Origin of the sequence: Lelliottia jeotgali (assembly GCF_016771845.1) — a bacterium.
Taxonomy (GTDB): domain Bacteria; phylum Pseudomonadota; class Gammaproteobacteria; order Enterobacterales; family Enterobacteriaceae; genus Enterobacter; species Enterobacter jeotgali.
This window is the reverse complement of record NZ_JAENMQ010000001.1, coordinates 558831-577288: the sequence shown is the minus strand read 5'-3', so window position 1 is coordinate 577288 and position 18458 is coordinate 558831. Positions and strand designations below refer to the sequence as shown.

Here is an 18458-nt window from a genome sequence, read left to right as displayed (position 1 = left end):
ATTAGAAAATACGCTCCTGGTGAACCCAAACGGCCGCTTCAACACGAGATTTGAGCTTCATCTTCTTGAGCATGTGTTTGACGTGAACTTTGACCGTGCTTTCGGTGATATCCAGACGACGGGCGATCATTTTGTTCGGCAGTCCCTGAGCAATTAACTTCAGAATATCGCGCTCGCGCGGGGTTAACTGAGTCACATCGCGGTCAGAGGTGGCGCGGTTGGCGCGCAGACTGGCGGCGAGTACCGGCGTTAAGGCTTCGCTCAGGACCATTTCACCAGCGGCGGCCTGTTGCAGGGCTTTCAGCAGATCTTCCGGTTCCATATCTTTGAGCAGATACCCGTCTGCGCCGCGTTTCAGCGCGGTGACCACATCTTCTTCATGGTTGGACACGCTAAACACCACGATGCGCCCGGAGAGAGATTTTTCGCGCAGCTTATCCAGCGTTTCCAGGCCGTTCATGCCCGGCATATTGAGATCGAGCAGGATCAAATCAGGATCGAGTGACTCGGCAAGTTCAATACCCTGTTCCCCGTTGCTGGCTTCTCCCACCACGGTAATATCTGCCGCCATGCTGACAAGTTGTTTAACGCCGGTGCGCAGCATCGGATGATCGTCGATTAACAGGATGGTTGCCGCTTCCTGATTAGTCATGGTTTTCTCCTTGGGAAGTGATTAGAGGCTTTTCGGGAATAAAGGTCACTACGACTTCAGTGCCGCCAGACTCTCCCCGGCGAACCTGGCAATCCCCGCGCAGACTTTGCGCGCGGTCTCGCATAATAATTAAACCATAGTGGTTGGTTCGTTCAGCGTTTTCTGGCACGCCGCAGCCGTTATCCTGCACCGTCAGTTTCACCTGGTTATCGTGACAGGTGACGGCCACTGTCACCGCCGTCGCATCGGCGTGTTTGAGCGCATTGCTCAGGGCTTCGCGGGCGATTTGCAACAGATGAATGGCCTGATGAGAGGGGACAAAACGTGGTGGGAGCTGGTAATCCAGCTTCACCGGGAACCCCAGTCGGGCGCTAAATTCCTGACAGCTTGATTCTAATGCCGGGCGCAAACCCGGTTCGGTGAGCTGCAAACGGAAAGTCGTCAGCAGTTCGCGCAGCTGTACCCATGAGGTGTTCAGCTCGTTGCGAATCTGGCTCAACAACTGTTTGCTGGTGGCGGGCAGGGCGTCGTCCTGCATTTGCAGACAGCTGACCTGCATTTTGATACAGGAAAGCGACTGCGCGATTGAGTCATGCAGTTCGCGGGCAATGGTTGCGCGCTCTTCCATGACGATCAGCTGTTGCTGTTTTTCCTGATGACGATCGAGCGCCAGGGTCGCGGTGAGCTGCTCCACCAGGGTGTCGACCAACTGCTGTTGATCGTGACTCAAATGACGACCAGTCGGCAGCGTCGCCAGTAAAATGCCGTACTGGGTGTGGCTGTCCGTCAGGCGCCATTTCAGCGTGGTACCACTGCTGGCGGCTACAGGCAAGCCGCGCGGACAGAGGTGACAGCCCTTGTCATCACAGGTCATGTCTGACTGACAGGTAAATTCCTGATGATTCTCTTCATCTTCGACGTCGTAAACGCGCAGTTCGATATCGTGCAGCAGCGTCAGATTTTGCAGGCCGTTAAGCACCGGTGAAAGACGCTCGCATAGCGGAACTTGCGAATGCAGGCGGCGGTTGGCCTGCCACAGAAATGAGAGAATCTCGTTCTTTTGCTCCAGACCGGCGGTTTTTTCCTGCACCCGTTTTTCCAGCACCGCGTAGCTTTCGGCGAGTTCTCCGGACATATCATTCAGGGCCTGGCCGAGCATCGCCATTTCATTGCGACCGCTGATATTCGCCCGCTGGGTGAAATCACGCTGGGTCACCGCACGGGCCACGGCCAGCAGTTGTTTCCAGGGGTGCAGCAGGCGGGCGCGGAGCCAGACGATAGTGAAGGCCAGCAGCAGCGCCATAAAAATCGCCATCACCCGATGGACCATCACCACGCGCTCAATGCGCATTTCGGTCGAGGAGTCGAAAGAGGAGACCAGCGTATCGATGCGGGCGACAAAACTGGCGACGTCACCGGCGACTGTGTCGGGGCTATGCGCCTGTTGCAGGCCCGGTTTCAGCCGACTGTGCCAGTAACCCTGTAGCGCGTTAAGCTGGTTAGTCTGGCCGTCGCGCTGGGCGGCGATTTCCAGTTCAGGGCTGAATGCGGTACGCTCCATCTCATCGAGCAACGGTTTGTCTTCCGCCGTCAGCGGGACAGCTGCCAGCAGGCGATAACTCTGCATGCGCAGGGAACCTGCCTTGTTGATGGCATGGGCGCTACCCTGTACGCCCTGCACCAGCCAACCAGAGATCGCCATGCCGGTCACACCAATCGCGGTGGACAGCATAACAATAAGGGCCAGCTGATTAACCAGCGTCAGCGGGGAGAAGAGTCGTTTTAACATGGGCTTGCCGGGCTCCTGATTTTGCCTGCCTCCAGGAATGGCGCTATTTTCATGCATCCCCTGGAGTATACCCATACCAACAAAGGATTACCCCTAAATTGCCACTGGGGTAATAGTCAGGGGAAGGGCAGCGCCCTAAACCGTCAGCACCGTTATAAAACCACACCTTTTTTGCCGAAAAACCCTACTCACTAAGGATGATGGCGATTTTTCGTCCGTCAAACCGTCAACTTTTCCTTTGATTTATATCAACTTACCGCCTGCTTAAAACCCTAATGTTTGCAGCATCTTTCGATAATCAGAGGTGTCTATGAGTCACTCATCCGCCCAGGAAAGGGCTTCCGGTGCTGTTATAACAGAATGGCATCCAGAAGATCCTGAGTTCTGGAAACAGCGTGGCCAGCGTGTTGCAAGTCGTAATTTATGGATTTCTGTTCCGTGTTTGTTGTTGGCATTCTGTGTCTGGATGCTGTTTAGTGCAGTGGCAGTGAACTTGCCGAAAGTGGGCTTTACCTTTACCACCGATCAGCTGTTTATGCTGACGGCATTACCGGCGCTTTCTGGCGCTTTGCTGCGTGTTCCTTACGCATTTATGGTTCCGTTATTTGGCGGTCGTCGCTGGACGGCGTTCAGCACCGGTATCATGATCATCCCTTGCGTGTGGCTGGGTTTTGCAGTGCAGGACACCTCTACGCCATTCAGCGTGTTCGTGACCATCGCATTGCTGTGCGGTTTTGCCGGGGCTAACTTTGCTTCCAGCATGGCGAATATCAGCTTCTTCTTCCCGAAACAAAAACAGGGCGGCGCACTGGGTATCAACGGCGGCCTGGGTAACATGGGCGTGAGCGTAATGCAGTTGATCGCACCGCTGGCCATTTCCATGTCTATCTTCGCGGTGTTTGGCGGAACGGGTGTGGAACAAGCAGATGGTTCTAAATTGTTCCTGGAAAACGCGGCCTGGATTTGGGTTCCGTTCCTGGTGGTATTCACCCTGGCGGCCTGGTTCTTTATGAACGATCTGTCGGCGTCTAAAGCGTCCCTGAGCGAGCAGTTGCCGGTTCTGAAACGTGCGCACCTGTGGATCATGGCGCTGCTGTATCTGGCGACGTTCGGCTCGTTTATCGGTTTCTCTGCCGGGTTCGCGATGCTGTCAAAAACCCAGTTCCCGGAAGTGCAGATTTTGCATTTCGCCTTCTTCGGTCCGTTTATCGGTGCACTGGCACGTTCTACCGGCGGGATGATTTCTGACCGTCTGGGCGGGACCCGCGTGACGCTGGTGAACTTCATCATGATGGCCGTTTTCTGTGCGCTGCTGTTCCTGACTCTGCCGACTAACGGCCAGGGCGGTAACTTTATCGCCTTCTTCGCTGTCTTCATGGGCCTGTTCCTGACGGCCGGTCTGGGGAGTGCTTCTACCTTCCAGATGATCTCGGTTATCTTCCGTAAGCTGACCACCGATCGTGTGAAAGCGCAGGGCGGGAGCGAAGAACAAGCAATGCGTGAAGCGGCGACAGATACCGCGGCGGCGCTGGGCTTTATCTCAGCGATTGGCGCTATCGGTGGTTTCTTCATTCCAAAATCATTTGGTATCTCCCTGGAGCTGACCGGCTCCCCGGCAGGTGCAATGAAAGTCTTCCTCGTCTTCTACATCGCCTGCGTATTTATTACGTGGCTGGTGTATGGCCGAAATACTAAGAAAAATAAGTAAGTTTGATTATCCGTTTACGCGGCCTTCGGGCCGCGTTTTTTTATTCTGAACTTAGTTACAACATACTTTTCTGTCAGTTGATATTGGCGCAGGATGAAACACTGTGATCGCCATCGCTTTGCAGGGACATCTACCCCTTAATACCTAAGATGTTAAATAAAGCCATGCTCTTTGTACGATAAATAAAAAATACATATAAAAAACATATAGTTAAAAAATAAATTTTTATACCGCTTTGGTGGTATTTGCTCTAATACCTCGCGCAAGAGAGCCCGCTCGCCTTGATCGTTATCAATTCCCGCCATCTTTCATAGCGTTACCTTCGCTGCAAATCAGCAATGTCGATTTAGAGAGCCACAGGCTCCACACAGGAGATACCCGATGAGCAAATTTTTGGACCGGTTTCGCTACTTCAAGCAGAAGGGCGAAACTTTTGCCGATGGGCACGGCCAGGTTCTGGAAACCAACCGGGACTGGGAAGACGGATACCGTCAGCGTTGGCAGCACGATAAAGTCGTCCGTTCTACACACGGTGTAAACTGCACCGGTTCCTGCAGCTGGAAGATCTTCGTCAAGAATGGTCTGGTCACCTGGGAAATGCAGCAGACTGACTACCCGCGTACCCGCCCGGATATGCCAAACCATGAACCGCGCGGCTGCCCGCGTGGCGCGAGTTACTCCTGGTATCTGTACAGCGCCAACCGCCTGAAGTATCCGTTGATGCGCAAACGCCTGATGAAAATGTGGCGCGAAGCGAAAGTGCAGCACAGCGATCCGGTTGATGCCTGGGCCTCCATTATTGAAGACGCGGATAAAGCGAAAAGCTTCAAGCAGGCGCGTGGACGCGGCGGATTTGTCCGTTCATCCTGGCAGGAAGTGAATGAGCTGATTGCGGCGTCTAACGTTTACACCGTCAAAACCTACGGCCCGGACCGCGTGGCAGGCTTCTCGCCAATCCCGGCAATGTCGATGGTCTCCTACGCATCCGGCGCACGCTACCTGTCGCTGATCGGCGGTACTTGCCTGAGCTTCTACGACTGGTACTGCGACTTACCGCCAGCGTCTCCGCAGACCTGGGGTGAGCAGACCGACGTTCCTGAATCCGCTGACTGGTACAACTCCAGCTATATCATCGCCTGGGGCTCAAACGTTCCACAGACCCGTACCCCGGATGCCCACTTCTTCACTGAAGTGCGTTACAAAGGCACCAAAACCGTTGCCGTGACGCCGGACTACGCCGAAATCGCCAAGCTGTGCGATCTGTGGCTGGCGCCGAAGCAGGGTACCGATGCCGCGATGGCGCTGGCGATGGGCCACGTCATGCTACGCGAATTCCACCTGGATAAACCAAGCCAGTACTTCACCGACTACGTGCGTCGTTATACCGACATGCCAATGCTGGTGATGCTCGAAGAACGCGACGGCTACTATGCTGCCGGTCGTATGCTGCGTGCGGCGGATCTGGTGGATGCGCTGGGCCAGGAAAACAACCCGGAATGGAAAACGGTCGCCTGCACCAACGATGGTGATATGGTCGCGCCGAACGGCTCTATCGGTTTCCGTTGGGGCGAGAAAGGCAAGTGGAATCTCGAACAGCGCGATGGCACCACCGGCGAAGAGGCCGAGCTGCGTCTTAGCATGTTGGGCAGCCAGGATGAAATAGCGGAAGTCGGTTTCCCGTACTTCGGCGGCGAAGGTTCTGAACACTTCAAGAAAGTGGAGCTGGAAAATATCCTGCTGCACAAACTGCCGGTAAAACGTCTGCAACTGGCCGACGGCTCGACCGCGCTGGTCACCACCGTTTACGATTTGACGATGGCCAACTACGGTCTGGAACGTGGTCTGAACGACGAAAACTGCGCGACCAGCTACGACGACATCAAAGCGTACACCCCGGCGTGGGCAGAGCAGGTGACCGGTGTGCCACGCGCACAAATCACCCGTATCGCCCGCGAGTTTGCAGAGAACGCAGACAAAACCCACGGTCGTTCGATGATCATCGTCGGTGCGGGCCTGAACCACTGGTATCACCTCGATATGAACTATCGCGGTCTTATCAACATGCTGGTGTTCTGCGGTTGTATCGGCCAGAGCGGCGGCGGTTGGGCGCACTATGTAGGCCAGGAAAAACTGCGTCCGCAGACCGGCTGGCAGCCGCTGGCGTTTGGTCTCGACTGGCAGCGTCCGGCGCGTCATATGAACAGCACCTCCTATTTCTACAACCACTCCAGCCAGTGGCGTTACGAAACCGTCACCGCGCAGGAACTGCTGTCGCCAATGGCGGATAAATCCCGCTACACCGGGCATCTGATCGACTTCAACGTGCGTGCTGAACGCATGGGCTGGCTGCCGTCTGCGCCACAGCTGGGGACCAACCCGCTGCGCATCGCGGAAGAAGCGAAAAAAGCAGGTATGTCGCCGGTGGATTACACCGTGAAATCCCTGAAGGATGGCTCGATTCGTTTTGCGGCGGAACAGCCTGAAAACGGCAAAAACCACCCGCGTAACCTGTTCATCTGGCGTTCGAACCTGCTGGGCTCGTCCGGTAAAGGCCACGAATACATGCTCAAATACCTGTTGGGTACAGACCACGGTATTCAGGGCAAAGACCTGGGCAAACAGGGCGGCGTGAAGCCAGAAGAAGTCGAGTGGAAAGACAACGGTCTCGACGGGAAACTGGATCTGGTGGTGACGCTGGACTTCCGTCTGTCCAGTACCTGTCTGTACTCTGACATCGTGCTGCCGACGGCGACCTGGTACGAAAAAGACGACATGAATACCTCGGATATGCATCCGTTTATTCATCCGCTGTCTGCCGCCGTTGACCCAGCGTGGGATTCGAAAAGCGACTGGGATATCTACAAAGGCATCGCGAAGAAATTCTCCGAAGTCTGCGTGGGCCATCTTGGCGTAGAAACCGACGTCGTGACTCTGCCAATCCAGCACGACTCCGCCGCCGAACTGGCGCAGCCGCTGGACGTGAAGGACTGGAAAAAAGGCGAATGCGATCTGATTCCAGGCGTCACTGCACCGCATATCATTCCGGTGGAACGCGATTACCCGGCCACCTACGAGCGCTTTACCTCTATCGGCCCCTTGATGGAGAAAATCGGTAACGGCGGGAAAGGTATCGCCTGGAACACCCAGAGCGAAATGGATCTGCTGCGTAAGCTCAATTACACCAAGGCTGACGGCCCGGCCAAAGGCCAGCCGATGCTGAACACGGCGATTGACGCGGCTGAGATGATCCTGACTCTCGCCCCTGAAACCAACGGTCAGGTGGCAGTGAAAGCCTGGGCGGCGCTCAGCGAGTTTACCGGTCGCGACCACACGCATCTGGCGCTGAACAAAGAAGACGAGAAAATTCGCTTCCGCGATATTCAGGCCCAGCCGCGCAAAATTATCTCCAGCCCGACCTGGTCTGGTCTGGAAGATGAACATGTGTCTTACAACGCGGGCTATACCAACGTTCACGAGCTGATCCCGTGGCGCACCCTGACCGGTCGTCAGTCTCTGTATCAGGATCACCAGTGGATGCGTGATTTCGGTGAAAGCCTGCTGGTCTACCGTCCGCCAATCGACACCCGTTCGGTGAAAGAGGTGATGGGCGAGAAATCCAACGGTAACCCGGAAAAAGCGCTTAACTTCCTGACGCCACACCAGAAGTGGGGGATCCACTCCACCTACAGCGACAACCTGCTGATGCTGACCTTAGGTCGCGGCGGGCCAATCGTCTGGATGAGCGAAGTGGACGCTAAGGATCTGGGGATCGTGGATAACGACTGGATTGAAGTGTTCAACAGCAACGGTGCACTGACTGCCCGTGCGGTTGTCAGCCAGCGCGTGCCTGCCGGAATGACCATGATGTACCACGCTCAGGAACGTATCGTGAACCTGCCGGGTTCCGAGATTACTCAGCAGCGCGGCGGTATCCATAACTCGGTCACGCGTATCACGCCGAAACCGACTCACATGATCGGCGGCTATGCGCAACTGGCGTACAGCTTTAACTACTACGGTACGGTCGGCTCTAACCGCGATGAGTTCGTGGTGGTGCGTAAGATGAAGAATATTGACTGGTTAGATGGCGAAGGTAATGACCAGGTACAGGAGAGCGTAAAATGAAAATTCGTTCACAAGTCGGCATGGTGCTGAATCTGGATAAATGCATCGGCTGTCATACCTGCTCGGTCACCTGTAAAAATGTCTGGACCAGCCGTGAAGGTACGGAATACGCGTGGTTCAACAACGTTGAAACCAAGCCGGGCACCGGATTCCCGACCGACTGGGAAAATCAGGAAAAATGGAAGGGCGGCTGGATCCGTAAGATCAATGGCAAACTGGTGCCGCGCATGGGTAACAAAGCGCTGCTGCTGGGGAAAATCTTCGCTAACCCGCATCTGCCGGGCATCGACGATTACTACGAGCCGTTTGATTTTGACTACCAGAACCTGCACAACGCACCGGAAGGGAAACATCAGCCGATTGCGCGTCCGCGCTCGCTGATCACCGGCCAGCGGATGGACAAAATCAGCAAAGGACCGAACTGGGAAGACGATCTCGGCGGTGAGTTCGAAAAACTGTCGAAAGATCAGAACTTCGAAAACATGCAGAAGGCGATGTACGGCCAGTTCGAAAACACCTTCATGATGTATCTCCCGCGCTTATGCGAACACTGCCTGAACCCGGCGTGTGTGGCGACCTGTCCGAGCGGAGCCATCTACAAGCGTGAAGAAGACGGCATTGTGCTTATCGATCAGGATAAGTGCCGTGGCTGGCGTATGTGCATCACCGGTTGTCCGTACAAAAAGATCTACTTCAACTGGAAGAGCGGCAAGTCCGAGAAGTGCATCTTCTGTTATCCGCGTATCGAAGCGGGTATGCCGACCGTCTGTTCCGAAAGCTGCGTAGGCCGTATTCGTTACCTCGGCGTGCTGCTGTATGACGCGGATGCGATTGAAACCGCAGCGAGCACCGAGAACGAGAAAGATCTCTATCAGCGTCAGCTGGACGTGTTCCTCGATCCGAACGATCCGAAAGTGATTGAGCAGGCGCTGAAAGACGGTATTCCACAGAGCGTGATCGACTCAGCGCAGCAATCTCCGGTCTACAAAATGGCGATGGACTGGAAGCTGGCTCTGCCGCTGCACCCGGAATATCGCACGCTGCCGATGGTCTGGTATGTGCCACCGCTGTCACCAATTCAGTCCGCCGCCGATGCGGGTGAACTGGGCAGCAACGGGATCCTGCCGGACGTAGAAAGCCTGCGTATCCCGGTTCAGTATCTGGCGAACCTGCTGACTGCAGGTGACACTCAGCCGGTGCTGCTGGCCCTGAAACGTATGCTGGCGATGCGCCACTTTAAACGCGCGGAAACCGTTGATGGCGTTATCGACACCAGCGCGCTGGAAGAGGTGGGCTTGAGCGAAGCACAGGCGCAGGAAATGTACCGTTACCTGGCGATTGCGAACTACGAAGATCGTTTCGTGGTGCCAAGCAGCCACCGTGAGCAGGCTCGCGATGCCTTCCCGGAGAAAAGCGGTTGTGGCTTCACCTTCGGCGACGGTTGCCACGGTTCAGACACCAAATTCAACCTGTTCAACAGCCGTCGTATTGATGCGATGGATGTGACCAGCAAAACGGAGCCGCACCAATGATTGAACTCGTCATTGTTTCGCGTCTGCTGGAGTACCCTGACGCTGCCCTGTGGCAGCATCAGCAGGAACTCTTCGATGCACTCGCGTCATCTGAAAATCTGGATAAAGAAGATGCGCAGGCGTTAGGCATTTTCCTGCGTGATTTGCTCACTCAGGATCAACTGGATGTACAGTCGGCTTATAGCCAGCTGTTTGACCGGGGCCGTGCAACCTCTTTACTGCTGTTCGAACACGTTCACGGCGAGTCCCGCGATCGCGGTCAGGCGATGGTTGACCTGATGGCACAGTACGAAGCGCACGGCTTGCAACTCGATAGCCGCGAGCTGCCGGATCATCTGCCGCTGTACCTGGAATATCTGGCACAGCTGCCGCGTGAAGAGGCGCTGGGCGGTTTGCAGGATATCGCGCCGATTCTCGCATTGCTGAGCGCGCGTCTGAAACAGCGTGAAAGCCGCTATGCGCTGCTGTTTGAACTGCTGGTGAAACTGGCGAATGCGGCGGTAGATAGCGACAAAGTGGCGGAGAAAATCGCCGACGAAGCGCGCGATGATACCCCGCAGGCGCTGGATGCGGTCTGGGAAGAAGAGCAGGTGAAATTCTTGGCTGACCAGAATTGCGGTGAGTCAGAAATCTCTGCTCACCAGCGTCGTTTTGCCGGTGCTGTCGCCCCGCAATATTTGAATATCTCTAACGGAGGACAGCAATAATGCACTTCCTGAATATGTTCTTCTTCGATATTTATCCGTACATTGCGGGTACTGTGTTCCTGGTAGGCAGCTGGCTGCGTTACGACTACGGCCAGTACACCTGGCGTGCGGGCTCCAGCCAGATGCTGGATCGCAAAGGAATGAACCTGGCTTCTAACCTTTTCCACATCGGGATCCTCGGTGTGATCGCCGGTCATGCCTTCGGGATGCTGACGCCGCACTGGATGTATGAAGCCTGGCTGCCGCTGGACGTGAAACAGAAGATGGCAATGTTTGGTGGCGGTGCTGCGGGCCTGATGTGCCTGGTGGGCGGTCTGCTGTTGCTTAAACGCCGTCTCTTCAGCCCGCGCATTCGTGCAACGACAACGGCGGCGGATATTCTGGTGATGTCGGTGCTGATTATCCAGTGCGCGCTGGGTCTGGCGACAATTCCTTTCTCTGCTCAACATATGGACGGCAGCGAGATGATGAAACTGGTCGGTTGGGCGCAGTCTGTGGTGACGTTCCACGGCGGGGCTTCTGAGCATCTTGATGGGGTGGCGTTTATTTTCCGCATGCATCTGGTGTTGGGCATGACGTTGTTCGTCCTGTTCCCGTTCTCGCGCCTGGTGCATATCTGGAGCGTGCCGGTCGAGTACCTGACACGCAGATATCAAATCGTCCGCGCGCGTCGCTGAGTCATTCGGCTATAAATGAACAAACCCTGCTTCGGCAGGGTTTTTTTTCGCCTTTTTGCCGGGTGGCGGCGTTGCCTTACCCGGCCTACAGGTTCGCGGTTCGCGGTACGCTTTTATTGCCCCGGTAAGCGCAGCGACACCGGGGAAAAGAGGTGTGCGAAAGCCGGATTATTAACTATGAGTTTTGGGATTTGAACTGAAAAATGGTGGCGGGGGAAGGATTACTCAGCGCGCTGCGCTTCGCCCTTCGGGTCGTTGCCTACGGCAACGCTTTCTCGCTTCGCTCGAATCGAACCTTGGTCGAAGCTTCTCATCCTTCCCCATAGAGAATATGAAATATCGTGCGAACAGGAATGTTGGATTTAATCTAAGAAATGGTGGCGGGGGAAGGATTATTCAGCGCGTTGCGCTTCGCCCTTCGGGTCGTTGCCTGCGGCAACGCTTTCTCGCTTTGCTCGAATCGAACCTTGGTCGAAGCTTCTCATCCTTCCCCATAGAGAATATGAAATATCGTGCGAACAGGAATGTTGGATTTAATCTAAGAAATGGTGGCGGGGGAAGGATTCGAACCTTCGAAGTCGATGACGGCAGATTTACAGTCTGCTCCCTTTGGCCGCTCGGGAACCCCGCCAGGGGTATGATGCTTGAGCGTTGAGATGGTGGTGGGGGAAGGATTCGAACCTTCGAAGTCGATGACGGCAGATTTACAGTCTGCTCCCTTTGGCCGCTCGGGAACCCCACCACGGGGTAATGCTTTTACTGGCCTGCTTCCTGCTGGAAGCGGGGCGCATCATATCAAATGACGCGCCCCTGTAAAGCATTCCTTTGATGAAAACGAACTGTTTGACTGCTTTTTACGCGTAAAGACGCAAAGCTAATCAATTCATTTCACAAAGGATTAAAGAATAATCGTTCTGTTGCCGTAGACGAACACGCGCTGGGCCAGCACCTGATACAGCGCGCGGCTCAATACATTCTTCTCGACGTCACGACCGGCACGCATCATATCTTCTGCGGTATAGGTATGATCGACGTGAATGACGTCCTGCATGATGATCGGGCCTTCATCCAGGTTATCGTTCACGTAGTGGGCGGTGGCGCCGACAATCTTCACGCCGCGCTCGTACGCCTGATGATAAGGACGTGCACCAATGAAGGCCGGCAGGAATGAGTGGTGAATGTTGATGATCTTATTCGGGAAGCGGGAAACAAACGATGGCGTCAGCACGCGCATGTACTTCGCCAGCACCACATAGTCAGGATCGTGCGCTTCAATGGCTTGCGCCATCAGCTCGTCATGCTCTTCGCGGGTGTGGCCTTCGTGGCTTACCAGTTCGAAGGGAATATCAAAACGCTCAACCAGCGTGCGCAGCGTATCGTGATTACCGATAACGGCGGCAATTTCAACGTCCAGCCCGCCATAGTTGGCTTTCATCAGCAGATCGCCCAGACAATGAGCTTCTTTGGTGACCAGAATCACGACTTTACGACGCCCGGCGGGAGTCAGTTCGCGAATGGAGCCTTCCGGTAACGCGCCGTCAAGATCCGCGAGCAGGGTGGTATCGTTGAAAATCCCCTCCAGTTCAGTACGCATAAAGAAACGACCGGTGCGGTGATCCACGAACTCGTTATTTTGCACGATGTTCAGTTCATGCTTATAGCAAATGTTGGTGATACGGGCGATCAGACCCTTCTGGTCAGGGCAAATGGTACGCAGTATTTTGCGTTGTAATGATTGCATCGCGAGGAAATCCTGTTGAGTGTTTGCTTGTTATTGGTGGTCAGGCGTTATTGCCCGCAACACTTTTTAAATTTTTTACCTGAACCGCAGGGGCAGGGGTCATTACGACCAAACTGCGGACGAGTACCATCAATATAGTACCACTGTCCGCCTTCGAGTAAGAACCGCGAGCGCTCAATGATGGCGCCGGGTTTATTGTGCTCGATAAATCGGGCGACGAAGCTGACAAAACCTTCTTTTGGCGTGCTGCCAGCGGCAACCTCATATTGCGTCAGGCCGAGCCATTGTGTATTGGCGAATCCGGCTTCAATTTCTTGACGAAAGTCAGCGGCGTGGCACGAGGGATGCCAGGTCTTAATCAGGTAGTCTGCGTCTTTGATCACAAAAGCAGAATACCGGGAGCGCATAAGGTGTGATGGATCGGGTGCAACCTGGTTGCCAGAAAGATATCGCTGGCAACATAGGCTATACTCGACTGCGCTACCACAGGGGCAGAGTTGGGACACAATTCTCTTCCTGGAATAAAAAAGTCACGGCGTTTAAACGCCCAGGTGGCACTATGTTAACTGAGCGATAGCGATGACGCTACGTTGGGAATCCAGGGGAAGTAAAACAGGACTGATGAGAAAGGTAAAAATTGGTCTGGCGCTGGGCTCAGGTGCTGCCCGGGGTTGGTCACATATTGGCGTGATTAACGCGTTAAAACGACTCGGTGTCGAAGTTGATATTGTTGCAGGCTGCTCTATCGGCTCGTTGGTCGGTGCTGCGTATGCGTGCGATAAAATGCCGGAGCTTGAAAAATGGGTACGCTCCTTCAGTTACTGGGACGTACTTCGTCTGATGGACCTCTCATGGCAACGCGGCGGACTGCTGCGCGGGGAACGCGTGTTCAACCAGTTCCGCGAAATTATGCCTTCAAATGATTTCAATCTCTGCCAGATGCCTTTTGGCGCTGTGGCAACCAATCTCAGTACCGGCAGGGAAATATGGTTCACCGAAGGTGATATCCATCTTGCCGTGCGAGCCTCCTGCAGTATGCCGGGCCTGATGGCGCCGGTTCCTCACAATGGCTACTGGCTGGTGGATGGCGGTGTGGTCAATCCGGTGCCGATTTCCCTCACCCGTGCGATGGGGGCGGATATTGTCATTGCGGTCGATTTGCAGCACGACGCCCATCTGATGCAGCAAGACTTGATGCCGGTAAATCTTCACAACGATGAAGCTGACAGCGAAAAGCTGGCCTGGCACGAGCGTCTGCGCGAACGTTTAGGTCGCTCGGCGACGCGTAAAACGGTCTCTGCGCCAACGGCGATGGAGATCATGACGACCTCTATTCAGGTGCTGGAGAATCGCCTGAAGCGTAATCGAATGGCAGGTGATCCTCCGGACATCTTGATCCAGCCATTCTGTCCGCAAATATCTACGCTCGACTTTCATCGTGCAGATGCAGCCATCGCTGCCGGAGCACTTGCGGTCGAGAAAAAAATGGACGAACTGCTACCTTTGGTGCGGGCGACAGCCTGAGCACCCTTTTTGATGACTTCAGCAAATTCTGACAGGCGACAGGTCCAATAGCGTGCCACTATTGACTTATCAACTGCCAGGGGAGAGACCATGACGCAGCCATTGGCCGGTAAACAGATTCTGATAGTTGAAGACGAGCCCGTTTTCCGTTCGCTGCTGGATTCGTGGTTAACCTCACTGGGTGCGACAACAGTACTGGCCGTCGATGGTGTCGATGCGCTGGAGAAAATGACCGAAAACACACCGGACCTGATGATTTGCGATATCGCTATGCCACGTATGAACGGCCTCAAGCTGGTAGAGCACCTTCGCAATGAAGGTGACCAGATGCCGATTCTGGTCATTTCCGCGACCGAGAATATGGCCGATATCGCTAAAGCCCTGCGCCTGGGAGTTCAGGATGTGTTGTTAAAACCCGTCAAGGATTTAAATCGCCTGCGGGAAACGGTTTTTGCGTGCCTCTACCCAAATATGTTTAATTCTCGCGTCGAAGAAGAAGAGCGCCTTTTTCAGGACTGGGACGCGCTGGTCAGTAATCCCCATGCAGCCGCAAAGCTTTTACAGGAACTTCAGCCACCGGTTCAGCAAAATATATCGCATTGCAGAATTAACTATCGCCAGCTGGTTGCCGCAGATCAGCCCGGTCTGGTGCTTGATATCGCCCCGTTGTCCGACGTTGATCTGGCGTTTTATTGCCTGGATGTGACGAGAGCAGGTGATAACGGTGTATTAGCTGCACTATTATTGCGGGCATTATTCAATGGGTTATTGCAGGAACAACTCTCACATCAGGGACAGCGACTGCCTGAATTGGGTTCATTGCTAAAACAAGTGAACCATCTTTTTCGCCAGGCCAATTTGCCTGGGCAGTTTCCACTGTTAGTGGGTTATTACCATAGTGAATTAAAAAATCTTATCCTGGTCTCAGCGGGTCTAAACGCAACGCTCAATACGGGCGAACATCATATTCAGGTCAGTAACGGCGTTCCTTTAGGGACGATGGGTTCGACATATCTTAACCAAATAAGCCATCGCTGTTTGTCATGGCAGTGCCAAATTTGGGGAGCTGGTGGGCGTTTGCGCTTAATGTTGTCCACGGAATAAGCAATTGAGTTTTATTCGTCAGATAGCTTTACCGTCGTTTTAAAGGCAGTGCTACTATCACTGCCAGTTTGATACGTATTTATCCTAATTGATCGGTAACGCGCCCTTTTCAGACCCGGTTTACAGAGTGAGGCTGATATACTCGACGCGTTATTCAATGCATAAAAGTTCAAAACTTGAACAGTTCAGGAGATTTCAATGGCTGCCCTAAATTCGAAAGTCACAAAGGCTGTTATCCCGGTAGCGGGATTAGGAACCAGGATGCTACCGGCAACAAAGGCAATTCCGAAAGAAATGCTGCCTTTGGTCGATAAGCCATTAATCCAGTATGTCGTCAATGAATGTATTGCTGCAGGCATTACTGAAATTGTGCTGGTGACTCATTCGTCCAAAAACTCTATCGAAAACCATTTCGATACCAGTTTTGAACTTGAAGCCATGCTGGAAAAACGTGTTAAACGTCAGCTGCTGGAAGAAGTTCAGTCTATCTGTCCTCCGCATGTCACAATCATGCAGGTGCGTCAGGGGCTGGCTAAGGGCCTGGGACACGCTGTGCTGTGTGCGCATCCGGTCGTGGGTGACGAGCCTGTTGCAGTTATCCTGCCGGACGTTATCCTCGATGAGTTCGAATCAGACCTCTCTCAGGACAACCTTGCAGATATGATTCGTCGTTTTGACGAAACCGGCAGCAGCCAGATTATGGTTGAGCCTGTTGAAGATGTGACCGCGTATGGCGTGGTTGACTGTAAAGGCGTTGATCTGAAGCCGGGCGAAAGCGTGCCGATGGTTGGTGTGGTCGAGAAGCCAAAAGCTGACGTAGCGCCGTCTAACCTCGCGGTTGTAGGCCGTTATGTTCTGAGCGCAGAGATTTGGCCACTGCTGGCGAAAACCCCTCCGGGAGCAGGTGATGAAATCCAGCTGACAGATGGCATTGATATGCTGATCGAGAAAGAGACCGTCGAAGCCTACCACATGAAAGGCAAAAGTCATGACTGTGGTAATAAACTCGGTTATATGCAGGCTTTCGTTGAATACGGTATTCGTCACAACACGCTGGGTGAAGAATTTAAAGCATGGCTGAAAGAGACCATGGGTATTAAAAACTAATCTGCCCACGCAGAAGTTCAAAACCGGTGTGAGTTATGCTCCACCGGTTTTTTTATGCCTGAAAAGTGACTCTGGATAGTGTCAGAAAGTATACATTCGCAAATGTTGCTATATGGCGGAGTGTAACAGAATGCCCCAGGGCAAATTACGGGCATAAAAAATCCCGTATAAAACGGGATTTTTCTGAAGGCGTAGTGATTAATCCTTGATCAGGAAATCATCCAGTTGTTTGCCTTGCTCATCCATAGCTTTCTTGATTACCGCTGGAGTACGGCCCTGGCCAGTCCAGGTTTTAGTTTCGCCATTCTCGTCTACATAGCTATATTTAGCCGGGCGAGCAGCGCGTTTAGCTTTAGTACCGGTCTTAGCAGCAGACATGCTGTTCAGTAATTCGTTTGGATCGATACCATCAGCAATCAGCATTTCACGATATTGCTGCAGTTTACGAGTGCGTTCTTCGATTTCAGCAGCAGCGGCGCTTTCTTCTTCACGACGTTCGTGTACAACAACTTCTAATTTTTCCAGCATTTCTTCCAGCGTTTCGAGGGTACATTCTCTTGCCTGCGCACGAAGAGTACGGATGTTGTTCAGAATTTTAAGTGCTTCGCTCATTGTAGTAATCTCAAACTTATATTGGAGGGGGTTTGTTGACCTAATAATAGAGTGATAATTTGAGATGTGCAATAGGTGGGAATGTAAGGAATTCAAAAAAGGCTTAATATCCAGCAATATTATTAATGGCGCTAACTTAAATTTCATTACCCGTAAGGGCAGCTTGTTATCATCACTATTGGCATAAACTGCTCATCGGCGCGTTTACTTTTGTGACAAATCTCTAACCGCTTATAGTTACTTCGGATAAATATCAACCTTTTGTATTACCCACTTTAAGTCACTAGACTGGCGTAATAGTTAATAAATACTGAATTTTAATGCTGACTGCTTCTGCTATAAAAATCAGGATTTGCTTAGTGTAAATCATCAGTTTTCATGGCGAGCCGTGAGTTTACTGTCTGTTTTAACATGTTATTTTCTTAATCCGTCCGACAAACGACTTTACAATTCACGCTGAGTCTGTGCGTGGTGTCGCTGAGGCCACACCAAAATATGGTACAATGACTCATCGGGAATATTACACATTGATTAGGGTTTAACGACCAATGGCACAACTTTATTTCTACTATTCCGCAATGAATGCAGGGAAGTCTACGGCGCTGCTGCAATCTGCATATAATTACCAGGAAAGGGGCATGCGTTCTATCGTATACACGGCGGAAATTGACGATCGCTTTGGTGCGGGGAAGGTGAGCTCACGTATCGGTCTGTCGTCTCCAGCAACGCTGTTTAATACACAGACGGACCTGTTGGAAGAGATCCGCACTGAGCATGCTATGAAGCCGGTACATTGCGTTCTGGTGGACGAAAGCCAGTTCCTGACGCGTGAACAGGTTCATGCGCTATCTGAAGTCGTCGATCAGCTGGATATTCCGGTGCTGTGCTACGGATTACGTACCGATTTCCGCGGTGAGCTGTTTATTGGCAGCCAATATTTACTCGCCTGGTCAGACAAACTGGTTGAACTAAAAACCATCTGTTTCTGCGGACGTAAAGCCAGTATGGTTCTGCGCCTTGACCAGGAAGGGAAACCCTACGCCGAAGGTGAGCAGGTGGTGATTGGTGGCAATGAGCGTTATATCTCAGTGTGTCGTAAACATTATAAAGAAGCGCTGGTGATTGGCTCGTTGACGGCAATTCAGGAATCGTATCGTCGCTAGCGTGAGTTTTCTTTTTC

The 18458-nt window shown here is 53.2% G+C and carries 14 protein-coding genes, 2 tRNA genes and 2 other RNA genes; 9 read left to right on the top strand and 9 right to left on the bottom strand.

Annotated features, from left to right (window positions below):
* Window position 1: 1 nt before the first annotated feature.
* Both narL and narX read right to left on the bottom strand, forming a co-directional pair.
* Window positions 2-652, bottom strand: a complete 651-nt coding sequence (gene narL, locus JBO43_RS02795; RefSeq protein WP_095282265.1) for a two-component system response regulator NarL — start codon at window positions 650-652, stop codon at window positions 2-4.
* On the bottom strand, window positions 645-2441 hold the full coding sequence (narX, locus tag JBO43_RS02790) for a nitrate/nitrite two-component system sensor histidine kinase NarX (RefSeq protein ID WP_103946018.1): 1797 nt from the start codon (window positions 2439-2441) through the stop codon (window positions 645-647). Before narX ends, narL begins: the two co-directional genes overlap by 8 nt.
* Before the next feature lie 310 nt (window positions 2442-2751).
* Between narX and JBO43_RS02785 the strand changes: the two genes are divergently transcribed.
* The 5 genes from JBO43_RS02785 (at window position 2752) to narI (ending at window position 11190) form a co-directional block, all read left to right on the top strand.
* Window positions 2752-4149, top strand: coding sequence for a NarK family nitrate/nitrite MFS transporter (locus JBO43_RS02785; RefSeq protein WP_095282263.1), 1398 nt, complete (start codon window positions 2752-2754; stop codon window positions 4147-4149).
* Between the two features lie 381 nt (window positions 4150-4530).
* A complete protein-coding gene (locus JBO43_RS02780) occupies window positions 4531-8274 on the top strand; it encodes a nitrate reductase subunit alpha (protein WP_095282262.1) in 3744 nt (1247 codons plus the stop codon).
* Window positions 8271-9806: a nitrate reductase subunit beta gene (gene narH, locus JBO43_RS02775; RefSeq protein ID WP_095282261.1), complete on the top strand. Its 1536-nt coding sequence runs from the start codon at window positions 8271-8273 to the stop codon at window positions 9804-9806. Before JBO43_RS02780 ends, narH begins: the two co-directional genes overlap by 4 nt.
* Window positions 9803-10513 (top strand): nitrate reductase molybdenum cofactor assembly chaperone, encoded by a 711-nt coding sequence (gene narJ, locus JBO43_RS02770; RefSeq protein WP_202673678.1) that lies wholly within the window; start codon window positions 9803-9805, stop codon window positions 10511-10513. The genes narH and narJ overlap by 4 nt, the downstream gene beginning before the upstream one ends.
* Window positions 10513-11190, top strand: a complete 678-nt coding sequence (gene narI / locus JBO43_RS02765) for a respiratory nitrate reductase subunit gamma (protein WP_202673677.1) — start codon at window positions 10513-10515, stop codon at window positions 11188-11190. The genes narJ and narI overlap by 1 nt, the downstream gene beginning before the upstream one ends.
* Window positions 11191-11394: 204 nt before the next feature.
* Here the strand turns inward: narI and JBO43_RS02760 are convergent.
* The 6 genes from JBO43_RS02760 to JBO43_RS02735 form a co-directional block, all read right to left on the bottom strand.
* Window positions 11395-11525: non-coding RNA, RtT sRNA (locus JBO43_RS02760), on the bottom strand.
* Between the two features lie 40 nt (window positions 11526-11565).
* A non-coding RNA gene (locus tag JBO43_RS02755) (RtT sRNA) lies at window positions 11566-11696 on the bottom strand.
* A gap of 40 nt (window positions 11697-11736) precedes the next feature.
* Window positions 11737-11821, bottom strand: a tRNA-Tyr gene (locus JBO43_RS02750).
* A 26-nt stretch (window positions 11822-11847) separates the two neighbouring features.
* Window positions 11848-11932: transfer RNA gene (locus tag JBO43_RS02745), tRNA-Tyr, on the bottom strand.
* Window positions 11933-12088: 156 nt separating this feature from the next.
* Entirely contained in the window at window positions 12089-12931 is an 843-nt protein-coding gene (gene purU, locus JBO43_RS02740; protein WP_103946014.1) for a formyltetrahydrofolate deformylase, read from the bottom strand.
* A gap of 47 nt (window positions 12932-12978) precedes the next feature.
* Complete coding sequence (locus tag JBO43_RS02735) at window positions 12979-13437, bottom strand: YchJ family protein (protein WP_202673676.1); 459 nt, start codon at window positions 13435-13437, stop codon at window positions 12979-12981.
* 115 nt (window positions 13438-13552) lie between these two features.
* Here JBO43_RS02735 and rssA point away from each other — a divergent pair, with 115 nt between their 5' ends.
* The 3 genes from rssA (at window position 13553) to galU (ending at window position 16666) form a co-directional block, all read left to right on the top strand.
* Entirely contained in the window at window positions 13553-14455 is a 903-nt protein-coding gene (rssA, locus tag JBO43_RS02730; RefSeq protein ID WP_103946012.1) for a patatin-like phospholipase RssA, read from the top strand.
* Window positions 14456-14545: 90 nt separating this feature from the next.
* Window positions 14546-15559, top strand: coding sequence for a two-component system response regulator RssB (gene rssB / locus JBO43_RS02725; protein WP_095282255.1), 1014 nt, complete (start codon window positions 14546-14548; stop codon window positions 15557-15559).
* A 198-nt stretch (window positions 15560-15757) separates the two neighbouring features.
* Window positions 15758-16666 (top strand): UTP--glucose-1-phosphate uridylyltransferase GalU, encoded by a 909-nt coding sequence (gene galU, locus JBO43_RS02720; RefSeq protein ID WP_103946011.1) that lies wholly within the window; start codon window positions 15758-15760, stop codon window positions 16664-16666.
* A gap of 198 nt (window positions 16667-16864) precedes the next feature.
* Here the strand turns inward: galU and hns are convergent, their stop codons facing one another.
* A complete protein-coding gene (gene hns, locus JBO43_RS02715; RefSeq protein WP_095282253.1) occupies window positions 16865-17278 on the bottom strand; it encodes a histone-like nucleoid-structuring protein H-NS in 414 nt (137 codons plus the stop codon).
* 548 nt (window positions 17279-17826) lie between these two features.
* Here hns and tdk point away from each other — a divergent pair.
* Window positions 17827-18441 carry a thymidine kinase gene (tdk, locus tag JBO43_RS02710; RefSeq protein ID WP_202673675.1) on the top strand — a complete coding sequence of 205 codons (615 nt, stop codon included), beginning with the start codon at window positions 17827-17829 and terminating at the stop codon, window positions 18439-18441.
* Window positions 18442-18458 lie beyond the last annotated feature (17 nt).